The organism is Paenibacillus sp. AK121, from assembly GCF_019042715.1.
Lineage (GTDB): Bacteria > Bacillota > Bacilli > Paenibacillales > Paenibacillaceae > Paenibacillus > Paenibacillus polymyxa_C.
This window is the reverse complement of the sequence record NZ_JAHPJM010000008.1, coordinates 168,334-186,155: the sequence shown is the minus strand read 5'-3', so window position 1 is coordinate 186,155 and position 17,822 is coordinate 168,334. Positions and strand designations below refer to the sequence as shown.

The window sequence follows — 17,822 nt, the reverse complement described above, 5'->3', positions numbered from 1 at the left end:
ATTGGCGCAGCGCTTTGCTTGCTGCGCCGAGGGAAATAGCGATACAAGCAACATATGACTATCGGGGTGAACGACTGAATGCACATTATTTTTATCGCCGATTAGGGTATGAAGCGACAAGCATAGTTTTTTTGAAAAATATAATGCGTGGATTATTGTATAAGGATATCTTCGGGAGCGTGCTGGCCCGGAGATATCCTTTTTTTATTTAGTGTATGGGAATGTAGAGCGTGAGATTTGTATAATGTTGAATGGCTTATATACAATATAAATAACATATAAAACGGCAGTAAGCGAGGGGGACGTACGGTGATACGCACATTGACTATAGGGCACGATCATCAGGTGACGGTGGGACAACCATTGGAGCAGATTGTCATGGAAGATTACATATGGATCTGGGCTGACTTTAACGAGCCTACAGATCGAGAGTCGGAGCTGCTGACGAGTTATTTTCATTTTCACCCGCTGGCTGTAGAGGATTGTATGCATGTTCTGCAACGTCCCAAGTTGGATTATTACGAGAATGTACAGTTTCTGGTGGTACATGCGCTTGATGTAGATACATTAGAGGCGGAAGAGGTAGATATGTTTATTAGCAGCCGTTTTTTGGTTACATATCACCATCATGAACTAGAGGAGCTGGATCAGGCCTGGGAGCGGATTGTCGAGCATGCGAACGAACGCAAAATATGGTCTCGCGGACCGCTGGCTGCAGCTTATACGGTGATGGACAAGCTGGTTGACAACTATTTTCCGAGCCTTTTCATCATTGAGGATGAATTAGCCGAGCTTGAAGGTTTGGGTGCACACGAATCGGTAGAGGAATTAATGAAGCAGGTATTTGACCTGCGTGGCAGGTTGCTCAAGCTGCGGCGCACGATCGTACCGATGCGTGATCTGATGTACCGAGTTTTGAATTCACAGCATGTGCAGGGTCAGGGGGATCATATGGCTTATTTTACTGATATCTATGATCATTTATTGAAGCTGACGGATATGCTGGAGGCCGACCGCGAGATGACAGCCGACCTGAGAGACAGTTACATATCGCTTAATTCCAATCGCATGAATTCAATTATGAAGACGCTGACTGTAATTACAACTGTTTTTATGCCCTTGACGCTGATTGCAGGAATTTATGGTATGAATTTTTCGAATATGCCCGAGTTGGGCTGGAAATATGGATATTTTGGCGTATTGTTCTTTATGTTCTTATTGAGTGTTGCGATGGTGGTGTGGTTTATGCGCCGAGGTTGGTTTAAATAAAATAGCCTACTTTCTTGTGCGTTTGCGCGGACGTCTGCGTGGGGTAGTGGTACTTTTGCGCTGTGTCTTTTTCCGGCGTCGGCGTGGTGGTGTATATTCATCCAGTTCCTCAGTAATTGGTGTTGTCGTTTTTTTGCTTGCGTTTTTGTTGAATGCTGGGAGCGAGCCCATAATCAGTTTTGCCATCGGAGCAAATTGCTGCACGCTAGACATGATCTTTTGTACCTTGCCGACCGTAGCAACAATCCCGTCAATACCGCCCATACGGTCAATAATACCTTTAATATCGTTGAGATTACCAAGACCGCCAAGCAGCCCTCCTTTGGCTGGGGCGGGGTCTGGCGTGACCACGGCGGAATCTGTTATACTCGCTGGTGCCTCATAGGGCACCACGGCGGAGGAATCGACTTGCGGAACCTCGCTGTATGGATCGAGTCCAGGATAAGGAGTTGAACTATACGGATCGGAAATGGAACGCGTTTGCGCCCTCCGATGATAGTAATGTCCAGGCATGAGATCACATTCCTTTGCAGATTGATACTCTACTGTATGTTACAAACGCACAGTGGGTTTAGGCGCGTGTCCCGAAATTAGGTATAAAAGCGGATTTGGGCATTCGCACAGTATGTTTCTGTAGTCATGTAATGTTGTTCTGTAATGCGTGAAACCGTTAATGCTTGAAAAACTGACTATTTGTCGAGTACAATGAGGAGAGATTGTAACCTTTGGGAGATGATAATCTATGCAGCTTAAAAAGCTTAATGATAAAAGTATTGATCAATTGTTTGAAGCTATTTTAACTCTTAAAAATTTGGAAGAGTGTTATGTATTTTTTGATGATCTGTGCACAATTAATGAAATTCAATCCCTCTCCCAACGTCTGGAAGTTGCCCGTATGCTTGGCAAAGGCAGCACGTATAATCAGATTGAAGCTGAGACAGGCGCCAGTACAGCCACCATTTCACGTGTTAAGCGTTGTCTGAACTATGGGAATGACGGGTATAAAATGACTCTGGAACGTCTGGGTCGCTAATGCGGAACCCTGGGATACTGGTCATCAGCCATGGCTCTAGGGAGCCATATTGGGTGGAACAGGTGGATCAGGCAGTTGCAAAGCTTCAATTGCTGGAAGAAATGCCGGTAGAGGTTTCATTTTTGGAAACGGTTAAAGGAAGATTGATTCAAAATGGGATTGACCGTCTGGAAGCCTTGGGGGTAACAGATTTACTGGTTATTCCTTTGTTCGTGTCGTCAGGTAGTACGCATGTAGATGAAATTAGCTATGCGCTGGGAGTCAAAGCTGCGCCAGACAAAGAAACAGATTTGGAGCCGTTTCGATTGAAGGCACGTGTGCATTTTGGCAGTCCATTGGATGACGGCGAAGATGTTGCCCGCATGGTGTGGGACAAGGTTCGCCCGTTGTCGGTCGATCCTGCGCGAGAGGTCATTTTACTCGTAGGACACGGCAGCGCGCACAACGGCTTTCTTCAGCGCTGGGAGCAAGGGATTTCCTCGTTGGCCCGTACGGTGCAAAACGTGAGTGGCATCATTACGGACCACGCTTTGCTAAATCCTGAGGGTGTGCATGACAAGGCGGCGTACTGGAATCAGGAGCGGGGTCATGATGTTATTGTGGCACCGCTGTTTTTGAGTTCGGGATATTTTACAAGTCATATGATTCCTAAACGCTTACAGGGGCTGGATTACCGTTATTCAGGAGACCCTATATTGCCGCATCCTTTGCTCACAAGCTGGATGGACAGACAAATTCGTGAGCTGTTACAGAGCATGAAGACGCAAGCAAGGACCGATAATAATTAACCTGAATTTGGCGATAGTGTTCCGAACCTGAAATTCCCTTATTTGGATAGTGAATGGCTTCTTTTATTGTAAAAGAGGTCTTTTTCCAGTATGATGATATTTTGTACAGACTGAATGTGATGAACTGCGATGTGAATATAAATATCATTAAATATACGGGTGGCGTAACGGAATGAAAAGAGCTAGATTAATCTATAACCCGACCTCTGGGCGTGAGGAAATGAAGCGTCGCCTTGCGGATGTCTTGCAGCGCCTGGATGAAGGTGGTATTGAGGCCTCTTGCCATGCAACTACAGGGGAAGGGGACGCAACGCGTGCCGCAACAGAGGCCGTTGAGCGTGGCTATGATATGATTATTGCCGCTGGTGGCGATGGTACATTGTATGAGGTCATTAACGGGATGGCTGAAAGGGAAAACCGCCCGCCTCTGGGTGTGTTTCCTCTAGGAACGACGAATGATTTTGCCAGAGCACTGGGCATTCCCAGGCATTGGGAGGATTATTGTGACCTCGTTATTCGTCAAAATCCGAAGCCGTTGGATATCGGAAAAGCCAATGACCGCTACTTTATCAACATCGCAGGCGGCGGAACTTTAACCGAGCTTACATATGAAGTTCCAAGCAAGCTCAAAACGATGATTGGCCAATTGGCCTATTATTTTAAAGGTATGGAGAAGATGGTCAGCCTTGCTCCACAGGAGCTGATCATCAAGGCATCGGGTCAGGAAGTGATCCACGACGAATTTATGCTTTTCCTGATCGCAAATACAAATTCGGTCGGCGGGTTTGAAAAGCTTGCTCCTGGGGCGACAATAGATGATGGACTGCTCGATGTCATCGCTGTGCGCAAATGCAATCTGGCGGAAATGATCCGCTTGGTTACACTTGCGCTGCGCGGGGAGCATTTGCAGGACAAGAAAATCGTTTATTTCAGAACAGATTATATGGAAGTGACCTCACCTGGCTATGTCCAGCTTAACCTGGATGGCGAATTAGGAGGCACCTTGCCAGCGACCTTCCGGAATCTGCCGCATCATTTGAATGTGTTTCGGTAAAGAAATGAGCGGTAGTGATTTTATTTCCGGTTGGTTGAGCAGTGTGATATACGGAACGCAGAGTAGATAGTTGTTTTTTGTAGGGAACATATCGGTCCTTGCCGTTCTCCGTGGGGAGTAACGGCATTTTCGGGTTGAGGTTTAAACATCGTCTAGATGACGATTTGAATGATATGGCTGAATGAAGATAAGCATGAAAAGAAGAACAGAAAGAAGTGACCATCATGACGAATAACCGTAGCGGACGTGGAAAAAGCCGCCGGAATACAGCAACAGCAACTCCAGTTCAAGGAAAGCAGCACAACAAGACCATGCAGTCGAAAAAAGACAGAGAACTGGAACAGTCACGAGTTGGAGCTGGGAATAGAATGCTTCGGACTGGAACCGAAAATAAAAATGGAAATATGGATGATTCGCCTCGGAAAAAAGGGGTGAATGAACGAAACCTTCGTCGTTTTTCTAAAAATGAACGGAGTAACGAGAGACGGAGTCAGGAGGCTTCCAATCGTAAACGGTCTAGTGCAGAGCGTAGCGATCTGCCTGTGCAAAAGAACGATGAGGCCGTGATAGACATCATCGGCATGAACCATGATGGCGAGGGCGTAGGGCGTGTCGAGGGTTTTACGCTGTTCGTTCCGGGTGCGTTACCGGGTGAAAAGGTACGGGTCAAGGTGCTAAAAACGAAAAAGCAATATGGCTATGCCAAGCTGCTGGATATTGTGCAGGCTAGCCCTGACCGGATTGCAGCTCCGTGTGCCATCTATGATCAATGCGGCGGTTGTCAGCTCCAGCATATGAGCTACGAAGCGCAGCTCAGCTGGAAGCGACAGCATGTAGTGGATGTGCTGGAACGTATCGGAAAGCTGAGTGTGACTACGGAGTCCAGTGAGCGTACTGCAGAGGTTTTGGCTGACTCTGCGGATGGAAATGCAGACCACATGTCGCGTGTACAAGGCGTAGTCGTGCATCCTACGCTTGGTATGAGTGAGCCGTGGCGGTACCGCAACAAAGCCCAGGTCCCGATTGGTGTCACCGAGGGCGGGCTTGTCGGCGGCTTCTATGCACGTGGCAGCCATCGCATCGTGGATATGAATACCTGTCTCATTCAGGACGAGCGTAATGACGAAGTGGTCGCACGTGTCAAAGAGATTGGCCGAATGCTGGGCATCAGTGCATATAATGAAGAAACCGGACGCGGGCTGTTGCGCCATGTCGTGGTGAAGACTGCTTTTCGCACAGGTGAAATGATGTTGGTTCTCGTGACGAATGGACGAGATATTCCGCACGCAGATGCGTGGATCGGCAGTATTCGTGAGCATATTCCACACGTGGCAAGCATATGCCAGAACGTGAATACGAAGCGAACGAACGTTATATTTGGAGACGAGACTCGCGTACTGTGGGGTCGTGACGTGATCTACGATTACATAGGAAACGTCCAATTTGCGATTTCCGCACGATCCTTTTATCAGGTGAATCCCGTACAAACGGAAGTGCTGTACAGCAAAACCGTCGAATATGCCGGTCTCACGGGTAAAGAAACGGTAATTGATGCGTATTGCGGCATCGGCACGATTTCTTTGTTCCTCGCTCAGCATGCGGACCAGGTGTATGGGGTCGAAATTGTCAAAGAAGCCATCGACGATGCACGGAGTAATGCGCTGTTGAACGAAATGCGTAATGTGAAATTTGAGGTAGGCGCGTCCGAGGACGTCATTCCCGCATGGAAAGAGCAAGGCATCACCGCCGACGTTATCGTCGTCGATCCGCCCCGTAAGGGCTGCGATCCACGCCTACTCGACACCATTCTGGAGATGAAGCCAGAGCGCGTGGTGTATGTATCCTGTAACCCAAGCACACTGGCGCGGGATTTAAGGATACTGGAGGATGGCGGGTATAGTACAGTGGAAGTACAGCCTGTAGATATGTTTCCGCATACGGTTCATGTGGAGAGTGTTGCGCTGTTGGTCAGAAAAGACTAATAGTTGAGGTGTATTGGCGTTTGAAAAAGGTGAAAATCAAAACAAACTTACTGATAAAAACATCAATAAGATTATCGAAACGTACCGAAATCGTGTAAATGTTGATAAATATGCTCACGTGGCATCACTTGAAGAAATAGAGCAAGATAAACAAGAAATCGCTGAACTTGAAGCCAAAATCAATGAACAGCTGAAAATTTTGGGTATTCATGTGTAGAATTTGATGAAAAGGGTCAAGGATATTATTCCTCGGCTCTTTTTTTAAATCTCTTGGGAACGGCGTAGACTGGTGGAAGTTATGCCGTGCAGTATTTTTATGAACTGCGGCGCAGTACGTTATAGAAGATGGCAAGGAGGGGCGGCGCTCTTCCTTTTTTTGCGAGTCTTTTGGGGAGTATGCTCCTCTATTGAGTATGATATACTCATTTAGATGTCTATGCTTAACATATACTGCCGTTTGAACTACGTTGCTTAAACATGTGATATGTGAAGAAGAAGCAAGGACATGAACAGGTTAGCTTTACCATTTTGGGACCAAAGATTTGTCCTGGTAATTATAGAGGAGTTTTTGATATGACGAATAATTTTTGGCGTGAGTTGCCACGACCTTTTTTTATACTGGCACCGATGGAAGATGTGACGGATGTTGTGTTTCGCCATGTCGTAAGTGAAGCAGCCAGACCGGATGTGTTTTTTACGGAGTTTGCGAATACAGAGAGTTATTGTCACCCGGAGGGGAACAAAAGTGTACGCGGGCGTTTGACTTTTACAGAGGATGAACAGCCCATGGTGGCCCATATCTGGGGAGATAAGCCGGAATATTTCCGTGAAATGAGCATTGGTATGGCGAAAGAAGGTTTCAAAGGCATCGATATTAATATGGGTTGTCCTGTAGCGAATGTAGCCGAGAATGGGAAGGGAAGCGGTCTGATCTGCCGTCCCGAAATCGCAGCGGATATCATTCAGGCCGCCAAAGCCGGGGAACTGCCCGTTAGTGTAAAAACAAGGCTCGGTTTCACTGCCGTAGACGAATGGCGCGACTGGTTGACCCATATTTTGAAACAAGACATTGTGAATTTGTCCATTCATCTGCGGACAAGAGAGGAAATGAGCAAAGTAGACGCTCACTGGGAACTGATTCCGGAGATTAAGAAACTTCGTGATGAGGTAGCACCAGATACACTGCTGACCATTAACGGAGATATTCCGGACCGTCAGACCGGCTTGAAGCTCGCTGAGCAATATGGAGTGGACGGCATTATGATTGGGCGTGGTATTTTCCAGAATCCATTTGCGTTTGAGAAGGAGCCGAAGGAACACAGCAGTGAGGAATTGCTTGAACTGCTGCGGCTTCATCTAGATCTCCATGATCAATATTCAGCGCAGGAGCCACGTTCGTTCAGCCCTCTCGCCCGCTTCTTCAAAATATATGTCCGTGGATTCCGAGGGGCAAGTGAACTCAGAAACAGCTTAATGAACGCCAAATCAACAAGTGAAGTGCGTACATTGCTTGATGAGTTTGGAAGCAAGGATCATGATGAGGTAGAGGAACGCGGAAATTAAATTGCCAAGTTGGGGACGGGCTTTTAGTAGACATTGAAAACATAGGAGGATATATGTCCTGGAGTAAATTGAAGCAACAACTGGAGAACTTCCGCTGTCCTGCGTTAGACGGAAGGGTCGAATACCGAGCGACCAGTTACCGTTATTTTTCTGATAAATCTGGAACTTGTTATATAACTGTAGATAAGAAGAACATACTCAATATGAATGATATCACTAGTTCAATCAAATGGTATCAGACGGAGTTGGAAATCAAAAATGATCCAGATATCCAAGTTCCTATCAGCAATGAAGACATTGAAACGATCAGAAAAGATACTAATGGGAATGTTCCGGAGGATCGTCTACAAGTAATAGCAAGAGGTAGAAAAATATCAGAGCATGCAAAGGAGCTTTTGTCAGCACAGGCCTTATTAAGCAAGTCTAATTTTAATGTTGTAGCTAATAAATTTTTAACTACTTCTATAGAGGACAGCTTAGAGAGTAATGATATTTTATTGAATATTCTAGCTTTAGTGGACAGACGAGTAGGAAAAAAGCGAATTTTAAACATGTCTGAGAAGATGAAGTTAAAGCATCCGATTGTGCAGTGTTTTTATGAGTTACGGCGCAGTATGTTATGAAAAAAATAACTTTCAATAATGGGGACACTTCGTGTCAGGGTTGTTCTCACTGAAAACATGAATGAAGACTTGAAAGAAATCGGGGAAAAGTGGAGTGGAAAACAGGGCGAACCGGCTTCCATTATCATGTCTTTTCCCTGTTTTTTATATCGGGCTATACTGCATTGATTCCTACTTGCAGGCTGGGTATCCCATTGCGAAATTGGATACGAGCCTAACGAAGGTGAATGAAACGGTTAAGGGAAATTCGCGGCTTGTGTACGACTCCATGCTGAAGGGGCTGCGTCAGGCTGTAGAACATGAGATCAAAATTGGAATTGGAACGGATGCCGCAATGTCTTACGTCACTCACTATGATATGTGGCGGGAACTAGACCACTATATGAGACAAACGAAACTGAATGCGGGTCAGGTCATCGAACGGGTAACAAAGAATGAGGAAATCCTAGGCATTGATCATCTTACAGGGAGCATTGATATCGGAAAACAGGCAGATTTAATCGTGCTGGAGCACAACCCTTTGGACAATATAAAAGCTTTGTCGAATGTAGCTATGGTTATGGTGAGAGGAAATCTTATACAAACACCATCGGTGACCCGAATTCAGGAAGTGGACGAGCTGCTTGATTCAGTTTGGTAAAATTAAACCCACCCCGTAAACTCCAGTATAGACGCTTTCGCGGATTGTGCTTCGGATTGCGCTCCTTTACGCCATTCTTTAGGCGGCTCTCCCATAAGCTTGGAGAAGCATCGATTGAAGCTGGAAATGGAACGATAACCGACTTGCTCAGAGATGGAAAGAATGGAGTCATCTGTGCTTTTTAACTGCTTGCAGGCTTCTTCGATTCGGGTGCTGTTTAGGAAATCAAGAGGCGACGTTCCCATAATCTCATGAAATTTTCGGCGAAAATGAGTTGTACTTAAATGGCATAGGTCAGCCAAAAAATCAATGTTAACAGGTGTCATATAATTTTTAGTGATGTATTCCAAAGCCGGAGAAATGGCAAAATCGCTTTTCCGGCTATGTACTGTTTCTGCATCTTTCAATGATTCATTCCTGGAGTGAATTCTGAGAAGTTCTATATAAAGGGATAGCAATAAGCCGTAGGCGCTTTCCTGATAGTAAGGATTCTGTTGTTGTAATTCCTCTACGATCGAAGTCGCAAGTGTATACACCTTGGGATGCTGCTCCTTGTTCAATATGCAGTTTATTCCCTTTACGACCCACAAATTGGGCTCAAAGTTGCTGTAAGCGCTTTTAAAAGTATGTTGAAAAAGATCCTCTGGCGAAAAAAAGATATAAGACCAAAGGCTGGCTGTATTTGGCGAACTGTACGTGGTATGAGGAAGATACCTGGGAATGAAAGTTACATCCCCGGCTTTGAAGGGGACAGATTCTCCTTTGATCTCCATGAAGCCGCTATCCGAATAGCAAATACCAATCTCCAAATGGTTATGAAAATGGAGATGCTCACTTTTAATATCAGAAATCTTCCAGCGGTCACCGCTTAATAGCAAGACAGGAAAGTTGATGGGTAAGCTGTAGTGTCGGTATTCTATAATGGGCTTCTTTTTTCTGGGCATATTCGATACTCCCACACTTGGATTTGAGTTGATTCTAGGTGAACGCTATGTCAAGTTTAGCCAGCAGGTATACATATAAATGATTGGAATTGCGCAGTATTGTTGCGAATGTGCTTAGATTGAGACTATTTTACTGCGTACAATGGAATAAGTAAAGCGTTTCCAAAATAGTGACGAACAGCTCTCAAGCGCCTTTGGGGGCGTGTGCGCTAATGAGAGGGGAATAATGATGCTTCAATTAACTTATGACAAGGAAGAAATATTAAAAGTTATCGACAAAGTCGTCAGAAAAACCATGGCGATGGATTTAACGTGGGATTGGCCCTGTGGTGTGGCTTATTATGGTGTATCCAGAGCCTATACGAAAACAGGGAATAAAGAGTATCTAAATATGCTTGCCCAGTGGGCAGATGAATACATCGAGCTGGGTCTGCCGCACTGGACGGTAAACACATGTGCCATGGGCCATATGCTGATCACATTGTATGAAGAAACAGGGGACCAGAAATATTGGGATATTGTGATGAGCAAGGTGGATTACATCCAAAACCATGCTCTCAGGTTCGGAGACCATGTTCTGCAGCATACGGTATCCGTTGCTAATGATTTTCCAGAACAGGCATGGGCAGACACGTTGTTTATGGCGGCATTCTTTCTGCTTCGTGTAGGAACCAAATTAAAGGACGAGAAAATGATCCAGGATGCCTTAAATCAATATTACTGGCATATCAAATACCTGCAAGACCCTAGTAGCGGCTTCTGGTACCATGGCTACAATAATGTCAAACAGGATCACATGTCCGGCTTTTTCTGGGGAAGAGCGAATGCTTGGGGAGCATATACCATGTCGCAAGTCAAAATTCATTTGAAAGACTGGTATTTGTATCCGCCCTGTATGGACGTGGAGTGTTCCCTTCGGGATCAACTGGCTGCATTGAAGGGTGTTCAAACAGAGAATGGCTTGTGGCGGACGGTACTGGATGACGAGGAGTCCTATGAAGAAGTATCTGCATCTTGCGGTATTGCGGCGGCCATGATCAATAACGGCAATCCGCTGCATACCAAATACGTGCAAAAGGCATTGGAGGGCATCTTGAACCATATTAGCGAAGACGGACGGGTATTGGGTGTATCGGGCGGCACGGCGGTTATGAAAGATCGTGAAGGGTATCGCAATATTCCAAAAGACTGGATTCAGGGCTGGGGACAAGGCTTAGCGTTGGCTTTTCTATCCGATATGTTGAATTAGGAGGGATCGAAGTTGTCTAAACAAACAACGGGGGCCTTTACGCTACCAGGAGAATCTGGTTATGAGGCGCTGACCCTGAAATTAGCTGAACGATGGGGCGCTGATGTCATCCGTGACAGTGACGGCACGCAGTTATCCGATGAGATTATAAACGCTGGGTACGGCATTTATTCTACAATCTGTATCATCAGAGATCATAACGAGTGGGCGTCCCGCAACCTGGATAAGCTGCAACAGTGTTTTTTAATTACGAATCCGAAGGTAGCTGTACAGGATTATGTATCCATCTATCTGATGGAGGATTTTTTTGCAGAACAATTCAAAGTGAATGATTCTAAAGAGGCGCTTAACTACTGGCAGGTTTTTGACAGAACGACCGGGGAAGAAGTTCCAAGAGAACAATGGAATTATGAAAGGGAATCCGGAAATGTGGTCATTACCGGAATTGCTCCTTGGCATAAATACACGGTAAGCTTCATGGTCTACCGGATCTGGGAAGAGATTTCCATGTACAATCACACCACGAATCATTGGGACAAAGAGCATTTAATGCAGATTGATCCCATGTATACAGAAACGCAACAGTATCTGCTGGATTGGATGGAGGATTGGTGTCTTCATCATAAGGAAACCACGGTTGTCCGGTTTACCTCCTTATTTTATAACTTCGCCTGGATTTGGGGCAGCAATGAGCGCAATCGCCATCTGTTCTCTGATTGGGGGTCATACGATTTTACGGTAAGCTCAAGAGCGCTTGATCTATTTGCCAAGAGATATGGGTATTCGATGACTGCCGAGGATTTTGTGAATGGCGGAAAGTATCGCGTCACACATATCCCGGCTGAGCAACGCAAGCTGGACTGGATGACATTTATCAATGATTTTGTAATCGAATTTGGCAAGAAATTAATTGATATTGTGCATCAGCACGATAAGCTGGCCTACGTGTTTTATGATGACAGTTGGGTTGGGATGGAGCCTTATAATGACCGTTTTCAAGAGTTTGGATTTGACGGGTTGATTAAATGTGTGTTCTCAGGTTATGAGGCGAGGCTGTGTTCAGGTGTAAAAGTGAATACGCATGAGATTCGGCTGCATCCATACTTATTTCCGGTTGGCTTAGGCGGGCTTCCTACCTTTATGGAGGGGGGCGACCCCACGCTAGATGCCAAAAAGTATTGGATTAATATCCGACGCGCACTGTTGAGGGAGCCTATTGACCGGATTGGACTGGGGGGATATTTGCATCTTGTAGAGCCTTACCCGGATTTTTGCGATTACATCGAAAAGATTGCCAATGAGTTCAGAGAAATCAAAGAACTGCATCATGAAGGCAAACCCTATCACATCAAGACGAAGGTAGCTATTCTGCACAGCTGGGGAAAATTGAGATCGTGGACCTTGTCTGGCCATTTCCACGAAACGTATATGCATGATTTGATTCATATCAATGAGGCTTTATCCGGATTGCCGGTTGAAGTTCAGTTCATCGATTTTGAAGATATCCGTCAGGGTATACTACAGGACTGTGATGTAGTCATCAATGCAGGCTCTGCCGGTTCAGCATGGAGTGGTGGGGAGTACTGGAATGACAACAAGTGTGTGGACTTACTGACGAAATGGGTTTATGAGGGTGGTACCTTTATTGGCATCAACCAGCCCTCTGCGGTTGAAGGCCACGACAGCTTTTTCAGAATGGCACATGTTCTCGGACTGGATGAGGATACAGGCTCCAGAGTAGGTCATGGAAGATGGGCATACGAGGCTAGGGATGAGCATGGTTTGGTGCCTGAGGGAGCCAGTATAACGCCAAAGAATAGCATTTATCTTACCGATGGGTCAGCTGCGGTAGTGGAGGAAACGAGTGGTATGATAGCATTGTCTACTCATGCCTTTGGTAAAGGAAAGGGGATCTACCTTCCTTCTTTCGAATTCAGCTGGGAAAACACAAGGTTGCTACTGAATATAATCCGTTTTGCGGGTAATGAGCTAAATGAAACGAAGTATATTACAGATAACTTATATACAGAATGTGCTTATTATCCAGAAAGTGAAATGTTGGTTGTTATTAACAATAGTGATCAACTGCAAAGAACAACGATTGAAACGGACTATGGCAAACAAACCATGGAGTTAGAGCCGTATGACACCATGATCACCCATATCGGCTTAACAAAATCGGTATAGAAACGGAAAATAATAAGAGTAGCGGTGTCAAGCCCTCCTTTATTTAAGGAAGGGCTCTTTGTTTTAGCACCTCCAGAAAATCCAGCCAATTTACCGGGGATTTTGTCCATTCAAAAGTATCTACTCCATCATTAACTATAAGTAAAACAATGAAGGAGATGATTTCTTTGAGAAAGGCAACCTTAATGAAAATTAAAAATGCGGAAGCCAAGTTGGGAAGAAAGTTAAAAAAAAGAAGTCACGTGGTTATGAATCTTAAAAAAGCCATTCGTGTAACTCAACTTGGAGATGGATTTGCGCGTTTCACTTTCGCTGCGGTTACTATCCCCCCAAATAGCTTTAGAAGCACTACGATTAACGGTAACGCCTACAATCTGATAAGCGGCTCATGGATTTTCTCTGGAAATCAGCAAGGGTTTCTTCTCGATAACTATTCTGCGGCGGAAGACAGATGGTTCTTTACTGCATGGAATCCAACTGGAACCACAAGAACGGTATCCTATGCTGTTATCGCCAAACGGAAGCCATAATTCCAATGTCATCGTTAGCAGGGAAAAGGAGCTTGAGGCTTCTTTTCCCTGCTAAATGTAGAAAAAATTTTGAACAAATCTTCGATGATCTTATAATTTTTGATAGTGGTTTAAGAGGTGCTCAACTCTCTCCTTAATGATCTGTTTTAAAGATTCAGGCTTTACTGATCGTACATAATGACCATATCTCATAAAATAATGAGCGATAAACTCCTCCTCTCCAGGATTATAGAATCCTTTAATGACTGTTTTATGACCCTGCTGTATTTTCATAGAGGGATAATGTTCTTTATAAAAAATATCCTTGGCTTGTTCTACAATCTCTACTTCAAAATCAATGCTCTTCTCAGATTGATACATTTCTAATGAACGACTAAGGAGTTCATCTATCGAAAAGTGAGAATGGATGTCCTCTTCTTCTACAAAGGTGATTCGATCACATCTGAAAACCCTATACTTATTCGTATTTAACTCTATTCCAGTAGCGTACCATTGGCCAAACTTAGCGGAAATCTTGAAAAATTGAACATGGTAACTTTTGTTCTGGTTATTTTTTGAATATTGAATCTTACAGTACGTCTCATTAAGAACACCGGTTAGAATTTTGTCTAAATAGAGACTAACATGATTATGCTGATATATTTCAAATTGTAGAACCTTTTTCATTTTATGAATCTGGTTTATTTGTATTTTAGAAAGACAGTGTTCAAACTTTTCATTGAGTTTATTAACACTTAAATGAAATGGTGTAGATTGATAAGCTTCTAACGTCAACATTGCAAAGTACAAAGCATATACTTCATCCATCGTAAAAATAATAGGGGATAACAATCTATTTTTTAAGATACCATATCGTCCATGTCGGCCATGTTCCGAATAAATAGGCATACCTAATTGTTCTAATGAACTAATATCACGTAAGGCTGTACTTTTTGAAATATGGTATTTATCCATGAGATCATTTAAATTAAAGTACTCTCGACTGTTTAAGTACCTAATCATGTCATTTAATCTTTCGGATTTCTTCATACATAAATCTCCTTATAAAAGGTGTCATGTTTTGATACCTTTACATATGATAATAGATTCAAGGTGATATATCAAATCTATAAGATATCTACCTAAAAGCATGATATAAAAGGAGATCGAACCCATGAGTACAACACTGGAAATAGCTATTTTCTTATCCATGAACGGAAAAGCAAAGGAAGCTATAGCTTTTTACAAAAAACATTTTAACGCAGAGGAACGATTTCTCGTTACTTATCAAGACATGGCCAAACGTGACAGCTCAATACAGCTTACTGCTGAAAATAAAGATTATATTTCTCATTCTGTCTTATCGATCGGAAGAACAAAGGTTATGATAGCAGAAGAACCCATGAATCCCAATGAGGAATATACCGTAGGGAATAACACTTCATTATGTATTCAAAGTGCTGACATAGAAGAAATTGAACATTTTTATCATAGTCTAATAACAGATGATCGAGTGAAAATCATTGTACCTTTATCAAGTAACGTGTTTAGCCAAGCCTATGGTATTATTGAAGATCCATTCGGTATCCAAATACAATTCATGTTTGATCATCGGTTACAATAAAAAAGTAGGCTGAAAGGTACAACAGCATGGTGAAAAGTGGATAATAAATGGATAGAAGTAAAAACTAAAATGGAAAAATCCAAGATACCACAGCAGAAAAGGAGACACTATGACGGAGAAAAAAGAAATAGCAGATAAAATAGGGTGGAACTTCGACAACAGTTATTCTCGTCTGCCGGAATCCATGTTTACGAAGCTCAATCCAAATCCTGTCCGCTCACCAAAGCTGATCATTTTAAATCATTCGTTGGCAGTCTCACTGGGTTTGAACGAAATAGAGCTGCAAAAAGATGATGCCGTAGCAATGTTGGCCGGCAATCAGGTTCCCGAAGGTGCTACGCCTCTTGCTCAAGCTTATGCAGGACATCAATTCGGGCATTTTAACATGCTAGGAGATGGTCGTGCTCTACTGCTCGGCGAGCAGATCACTCCTTTGGGTCAACGGGTAGATATCCAGCTCAAGGGCTCAGGCAGAACGCCGTACTCTCGTCGTGGTGATGGCCGAGCGGCACTTGGGCCGATGCTCCGCGAATACATCATCAGCGAAGCGATGCATGCGCTAGGTATCGCTACCACCCGCAGCTTGGCGGTGGTAACTACAGGTGAGGCGATCATCCGGGAAACTGAGCAGCCCGGCGCCATTCTGACTCGTGTGGCTGCCAGTCATCTTCGTGTCGGCACCTTTCAATATGTCTCAGCATGGGGCACGTCCCAAGATCTGCGTACTCTGGCTGATTACACATTGGAACGACACTATCCAGAAGTTAAAGCTGAGGAAAACCGTTACCTTTCACTGCTCCAGGAAGTGATTAAGCGTCAGGCGAAGCTGATCGCCCAATGGCAGTTAGTGGGTTTTATTCATGGAGTGATGAATACCGACAATATGACCCTTAGCGGAGAAACCATTGATTATGGTCCTTGCGCCTTTATGGATACTTATGATCCTGAGACGGTGTTCAGCTCCATCGACATACAGGGCCGCTATGCTTATGTCAATCAGCCGCATATCGCTGCATGGAATCTCGCGAGATTTGCGGAGACTCTCTTGCCGCTACTGCATGACAACAGAGAGCAGGCTGTCCAACTGGCCGAGGATGCAATTTCAGATTTTGCAAACATGTTTCGCCATCATTGGCTTACGGGAATGCGGGCCAAGTTGGGGATTTTTAACGAGGAGCTAGAGGATGAATCCCTTATTGAGGATCTTCTTAAAATCATGCAGAAGCATCGCGCGGACTACACCAATACCTTCCGTGCTCTAACTTTAAACAAGCTGGAGGATGCGGATTTGTTCAGCACTGCGGATTTTACCCAGTGGAACAAGCAGTGGCAGGCGAGGCTGGACAGACAGCAGGAATCCGAAGCCTCCTCGCATCAGCTGATGCGCAGCAGCAATCCTGCAATCATCCCGCGCAACCATCGGGTAGAAGAAGCACTGGATGCTGCGGTGGAACGAGAAGATTACCGTGTGATGGAGAAACTTCTTGAAGTTCTTTCGGACCCTTATGCTTATTCTACTGAACAGGAGGTTTACTCTACATTGCCTGAGGAACCCACTTGTCCTTACCGAACCTTCTGTGGTACCTGATCTGTAGTAGTCATGTTGAACAACTGGCTGATAATCTATTTCATGCGTTGGTGGAGAAGAACGACTTTCTCTCACCAACGCATTTTGCTTTTATTTTGAACCTGTTCATTTACAGATGAGATCCACCACTTGCATCAATCAATTGACCAGTGATCCAACGGCTATCCGATGAGGCAAGAAAGGCAGCTATATCTGCAACATCCTCAGGCTCGCCCCAGCGTTTAAAGGTCGAAAGGCCAGCGGCAAATTTCTGCCCGTTGGGATCTTGTAATGTTCCGCTATTCATCTCTGTATTGATAATGCGGCCTCCATTTTTTAGACGCGGCAAAGCTTGCTGGGTAACAAAAAGAGGTGCTTTGACATTCATGTTCATGACTTCGTCAAAAGATTCTTCTGTTGTCTCTTCTAGGGGGACAATTTGACCCATTCCAGCGTTATTGACGAGAATATCAAACCGATTATCGCCTGTACGTTCCCGAAGCGCTTTATCCAATTTCGCATATAAATCATAAACGCCGTTCAGGGCACTGAAGTCAGCACCGATCGTAAATGCAGCCCCTCCAAGTTGCTCAATTTGATGAACCACCTCATCTGAATCTTTATGCCTTCTTCTGTAATGCACTGCGACAATGGCCCCCTCCCGAGCCAGACGTAATGCAATGCCACGACCGATTCCTCGACTTGCACCTGTTACTAAAGCGATTTGATCTTTTAACTTACTCATGTCTTCATCTCCTTGTTTGGAATTCATGCATAGTTATACCACAAG

General features: G+C 44.5%; 18 protein-coding genes. 14 read left to right on the top strand and 4 right to left on the bottom strand.

Annotation, left to right across the window (positions count from 1 at the left end; all coding sequences use genetic code 11):
- The first annotated feature begins 309 nt into the window (after window positions 1–309).
- Window positions 310–1,269 carry a magnesium/cobalt transporter CorA gene (gene corA / locus KSP24_RS16245; RefSeq protein WP_216975800.1) on the top strand — a complete coding sequence of 320 codons (960 nt, stop codon included), beginning with the start codon at window positions 310–312 and terminating at the stop codon, window positions 1,267–1,269.
- Window positions 1,270–1,275: 6 nt separating this feature from the next.
- On the opposite strand, the gene KSP24_RS16240 is transcribed toward corA, so the two are convergent.
- On the bottom strand, window positions 1,276–1,782 hold the full coding sequence (locus KSP24_RS16240) for a hypothetical protein (RefSeq protein ID WP_013369521.1): 507 nt from the start codon (window positions 1,780–1,782) through the stop codon (window positions 1,276–1,278).
- Between the two features lie 229 nt (window positions 1,783–2,011).
- Here KSP24_RS16240 and KSP24_RS16235 point away from each other — a divergent pair, with 229 nt between their 5' ends.
- The 8 genes from KSP24_RS16235 to KSP24_RS16200 all read left to right on the top strand — a co-directional run bounded on the left by KSP24_RS16235 (window position 2,012) and on the right by KSP24_RS16200 (window position 8,952).
- Window positions 2,012–2,302, top strand: a complete 291-nt coding sequence (locus KSP24_RS16235) for a YerC/YecD family TrpR-related protein (protein WP_007428885.1) — start codon at window positions 2,012–2,014, stop codon at window positions 2,300–2,302.
- A complete protein-coding gene (locus KSP24_RS16230) occupies window positions 2,302–3,090 on the top strand; it encodes a sirohydrochlorin chelatase (RefSeq protein WP_129548722.1) in 789 nt (262 codons plus the stop codon). Before KSP24_RS16235 ends, KSP24_RS16230 begins: the two co-directional genes overlap by 1 nt.
- A 172-nt stretch (window positions 3,091–3,262) precedes the next feature.
- Window positions 3,263–4,144, top strand: a complete 882-nt coding sequence (locus KSP24_RS16225) for a diacylglycerol kinase (protein ID WP_025677329.1) — start codon at window positions 3,263–3,265, stop codon at window positions 4,142–4,144.
- A 224-nt stretch (window positions 4,145–4,368) separates the two neighbouring features.
- Window positions 4,369–6,126 (top strand): 23S rRNA (uracil(1939)-C(5))-methyltransferase RlmD, encoded by a 1,758-nt coding sequence (gene rlmD / locus KSP24_RS16220; RefSeq protein WP_216975798.1) that lies wholly within the window; start codon window positions 4,369–4,371, stop codon window positions 6,124–6,126.
- 13 nt (window positions 6,127–6,139) lie between these two features.
- A complete protein-coding gene (locus tag KSP24_RS16215) occupies window positions 6,140–6,343 on the top strand; it encodes an N-6 DNA methylase (protein WP_249930685.1) in 204 nt (67 codons plus the stop codon).
- Window positions 6,344–6,699: 356 nt separating this feature from the next.
- A complete protein-coding gene (locus KSP24_RS16210) occupies window positions 6,700–7,689 on the top strand; it encodes a tRNA dihydrouridine synthase (RefSeq protein WP_216975796.1) in 990 nt (329 codons plus the stop codon).
- A gap of 53 nt (window positions 7,690–7,742) precedes the next feature.
- The gene (locus KSP24_RS16205) at window positions 7,743–8,312 is read left to right on the top strand and encodes an SF0329 family protein (protein WP_216975794.1); all 570 of its coding nucleotides are present in this window, start codon (window positions 7,743–7,745) and stop codon (window positions 8,310–8,312) included.
- 94 nt (window positions 8,313–8,406) lie between these two features.
- Window positions 8,407–8,952 (top strand): amidohydrolase family protein, encoded by a 546-nt coding sequence (locus tag KSP24_RS16200; protein ID WP_330706714.1) that lies wholly within the window; start codon window positions 8,407–8,409, stop codon window positions 8,950–8,952.
- A gap of 2 nt (window positions 8,953–8,954) precedes the next feature.
- Here the strand turns inward: KSP24_RS16200 and KSP24_RS16195 are convergent, their stop codons facing one another.
- Entirely contained in the window at window positions 8,955–9,896 is a 942-nt protein-coding gene (locus KSP24_RS16195) for an AraC family transcriptional regulator (RefSeq protein ID WP_216975792.1), read from the bottom strand.
- A 229-nt stretch (window positions 9,897–10,125) separates the two neighbouring features.
- Between KSP24_RS16195 and KSP24_RS16190 the strand changes: the two genes are divergently transcribed.
- The 3 genes from KSP24_RS16190 to KSP24_RS16180 all read left to right on the top strand — a co-directional run bounded on the left by KSP24_RS16190 (window position 10,126) and on the right by KSP24_RS16180 (window position 13,862).
- Window positions 10,126–11,145, top strand: coding sequence for a glycoside hydrolase family 88/105 protein (locus KSP24_RS16190; RefSeq protein WP_040102086.1), 1,020 nt, complete (start codon window positions 10,126–10,128; stop codon window positions 11,143–11,145).
- Window positions 11,146–11,157: 12 nt separating this feature from the next.
- A complete protein-coding gene (gnpA, locus tag KSP24_RS16185; protein ID WP_216975790.1) occupies window positions 11,158–13,332 on the top strand; it encodes a 1,3-beta-galactosyl-N-acetylhexosamine phosphorylase in 2,175 nt (724 codons plus the stop codon).
- 158 nt (window positions 13,333–13,490) lie between these two features.
- On the top strand, window positions 13,491–13,862 hold the full coding sequence (locus tag KSP24_RS16180) for a hypothetical protein (protein WP_014599498.1): 372 nt from the start codon (window positions 13,491–13,493) through the stop codon (window positions 13,860–13,862).
- Window positions 13,863–13,952: 90 nt separating this feature from the next.
- Here the strand turns inward: KSP24_RS16180 and KSP24_RS16175 are convergent, their stop codons facing one another.
- The gene (locus KSP24_RS16175; RefSeq protein WP_216975788.1) at window positions 13,953–14,891 is read right to left on the bottom strand and encodes a helix-turn-helix transcriptional regulator; all 939 of its coding nucleotides are present in this window, start codon (window positions 14,889–14,891) and stop codon (window positions 13,953–13,955) included.
- Window positions 14,892–15,015: 124 nt separating this feature from the next.
- Between KSP24_RS16175 and KSP24_RS16170 the strand changes: the two genes are divergently transcribed.
- Both KSP24_RS16170 and KSP24_RS16165 read left to right on the top strand, forming a co-directional pair.
- Window positions 15,016–15,465, top strand: coding sequence for a VOC family protein (locus KSP24_RS16170; RefSeq protein ID WP_216975786.1), 450 nt, complete (start codon window positions 15,016–15,018; stop codon window positions 15,463–15,465).
- A gap of 109 nt (window positions 15,466–15,574) precedes the next feature.
- The gene (locus tag KSP24_RS16165; protein ID WP_216975784.1) at window positions 15,575–17,053 is read left to right on the top strand and encodes a protein adenylyltransferase SelO; all 1,479 of its coding nucleotides are present in this window, start codon (window positions 15,575–15,577) and stop codon (window positions 17,051–17,053) included.
- Between the two features lie 109 nt (window positions 17,054–17,162).
- Here the strand turns inward: KSP24_RS16165 and KSP24_RS16160 are convergent, their stop codons facing one another.
- The gene (locus KSP24_RS16160; protein ID WP_216975782.1) at window positions 17,163–17,777 is read right to left on the bottom strand and encodes an SDR family oxidoreductase; all 615 of its coding nucleotides are present in this window, start codon (window positions 17,775–17,777) and stop codon (window positions 17,163–17,165) included.
- Window positions 17,778–17,822: the final 45 nt, after the last annotated feature.

Excerpts from the sequence above, each read along its gene's own strand:
- KSP24_RS16165 (WP_216975784.1), top strand. The coding sequence starts at position 15,575 with ATGACGGAGAAAAAAGAAATAGCAGATAAAATAGGGTGGAACTTCGAC.
- rlmD (WP_216975798.1), top strand. The coding sequence starts at position 4,369 with ATGACGAATAACCGTAGCGGACGTGGAAAAAGCCGCCGGAATACAGCA.
- KSP24_RS16170 (WP_216975786.1), top strand. The coding sequence starts at position 15,016 with ATGAGTACAACACTGGAAATAGCTATTTTCTTATCCATGAACGGAAAA.
- KSP24_RS16175 (WP_216975788.1), bottom strand. The coding sequence starts at position 14,891 with ATGAAGAAATCCGAAAGATTAAATGACATGATTAGGTACTTAAACAGT.
- KSP24_RS16180 (WP_014599498.1), top strand. The coding sequence starts at position 13,491 with ATGATTTCTTTGAGAAAGGCAACCTTAATGAAAATTAAAAATGCGGAA.
- KSP24_RS16195 (WP_216975792.1), bottom strand. The coding sequence starts at position 9,896 with ATGCCCAGAAAAAAGAAGCCCATTATAGAATACCGACACTACAGCTTA.
- KSP24_RS16160 (WP_216975782.1), bottom strand. The coding sequence starts at position 17,777 with ATGAGTAAGTTAAAAGATCAAATCGCTTTAGTAACAGGTGCAAGTCGA.
- KSP24_RS16230 (WP_129548722.1), top strand. The coding sequence starts at position 2,302 with ATGCGGAACCCTGGGATACTGGTCATCAGCCATGGCTCTAGGGAGCCA.
- KSP24_RS16235 (WP_007428885.1), top strand. The coding sequence starts at position 2,012 with ATGCAGCTTAAAAAGCTTAATGATAAAAGTATTGATCAATTGTTTGAA.
- KSP24_RS16190 (WP_040102086.1), top strand. The coding sequence starts at position 10,126 with ATGCTTCAATTAACTTATGACAAGGAAGAAATATTAAAAGTTATCGAC.
- KSP24_RS16225 (WP_025677329.1), top strand. The coding sequence starts at position 3,263 with ATGAAAAGAGCTAGATTAATCTATAACCCGACCTCTGGGCGTGAGGAA.
- KSP24_RS16210 (WP_216975796.1), top strand. The coding sequence starts at position 6,700 with ATGACGAATAATTTTTGGCGTGAGTTGCCACGACCTTTTTTTATACTG.
- KSP24_RS16240 (WP_013369521.1), bottom strand. The coding sequence starts at position 1,782 with ATGCCTGGACATTACTATCATCGGAGGGCGCAAACGCGTTCCATTTCC.
- KSP24_RS16205 (WP_216975794.1), top strand. The coding sequence starts at position 7,743 with ATGTCCTGGAGTAAATTGAAGCAACAACTGGAGAACTTCCGCTGTCCT.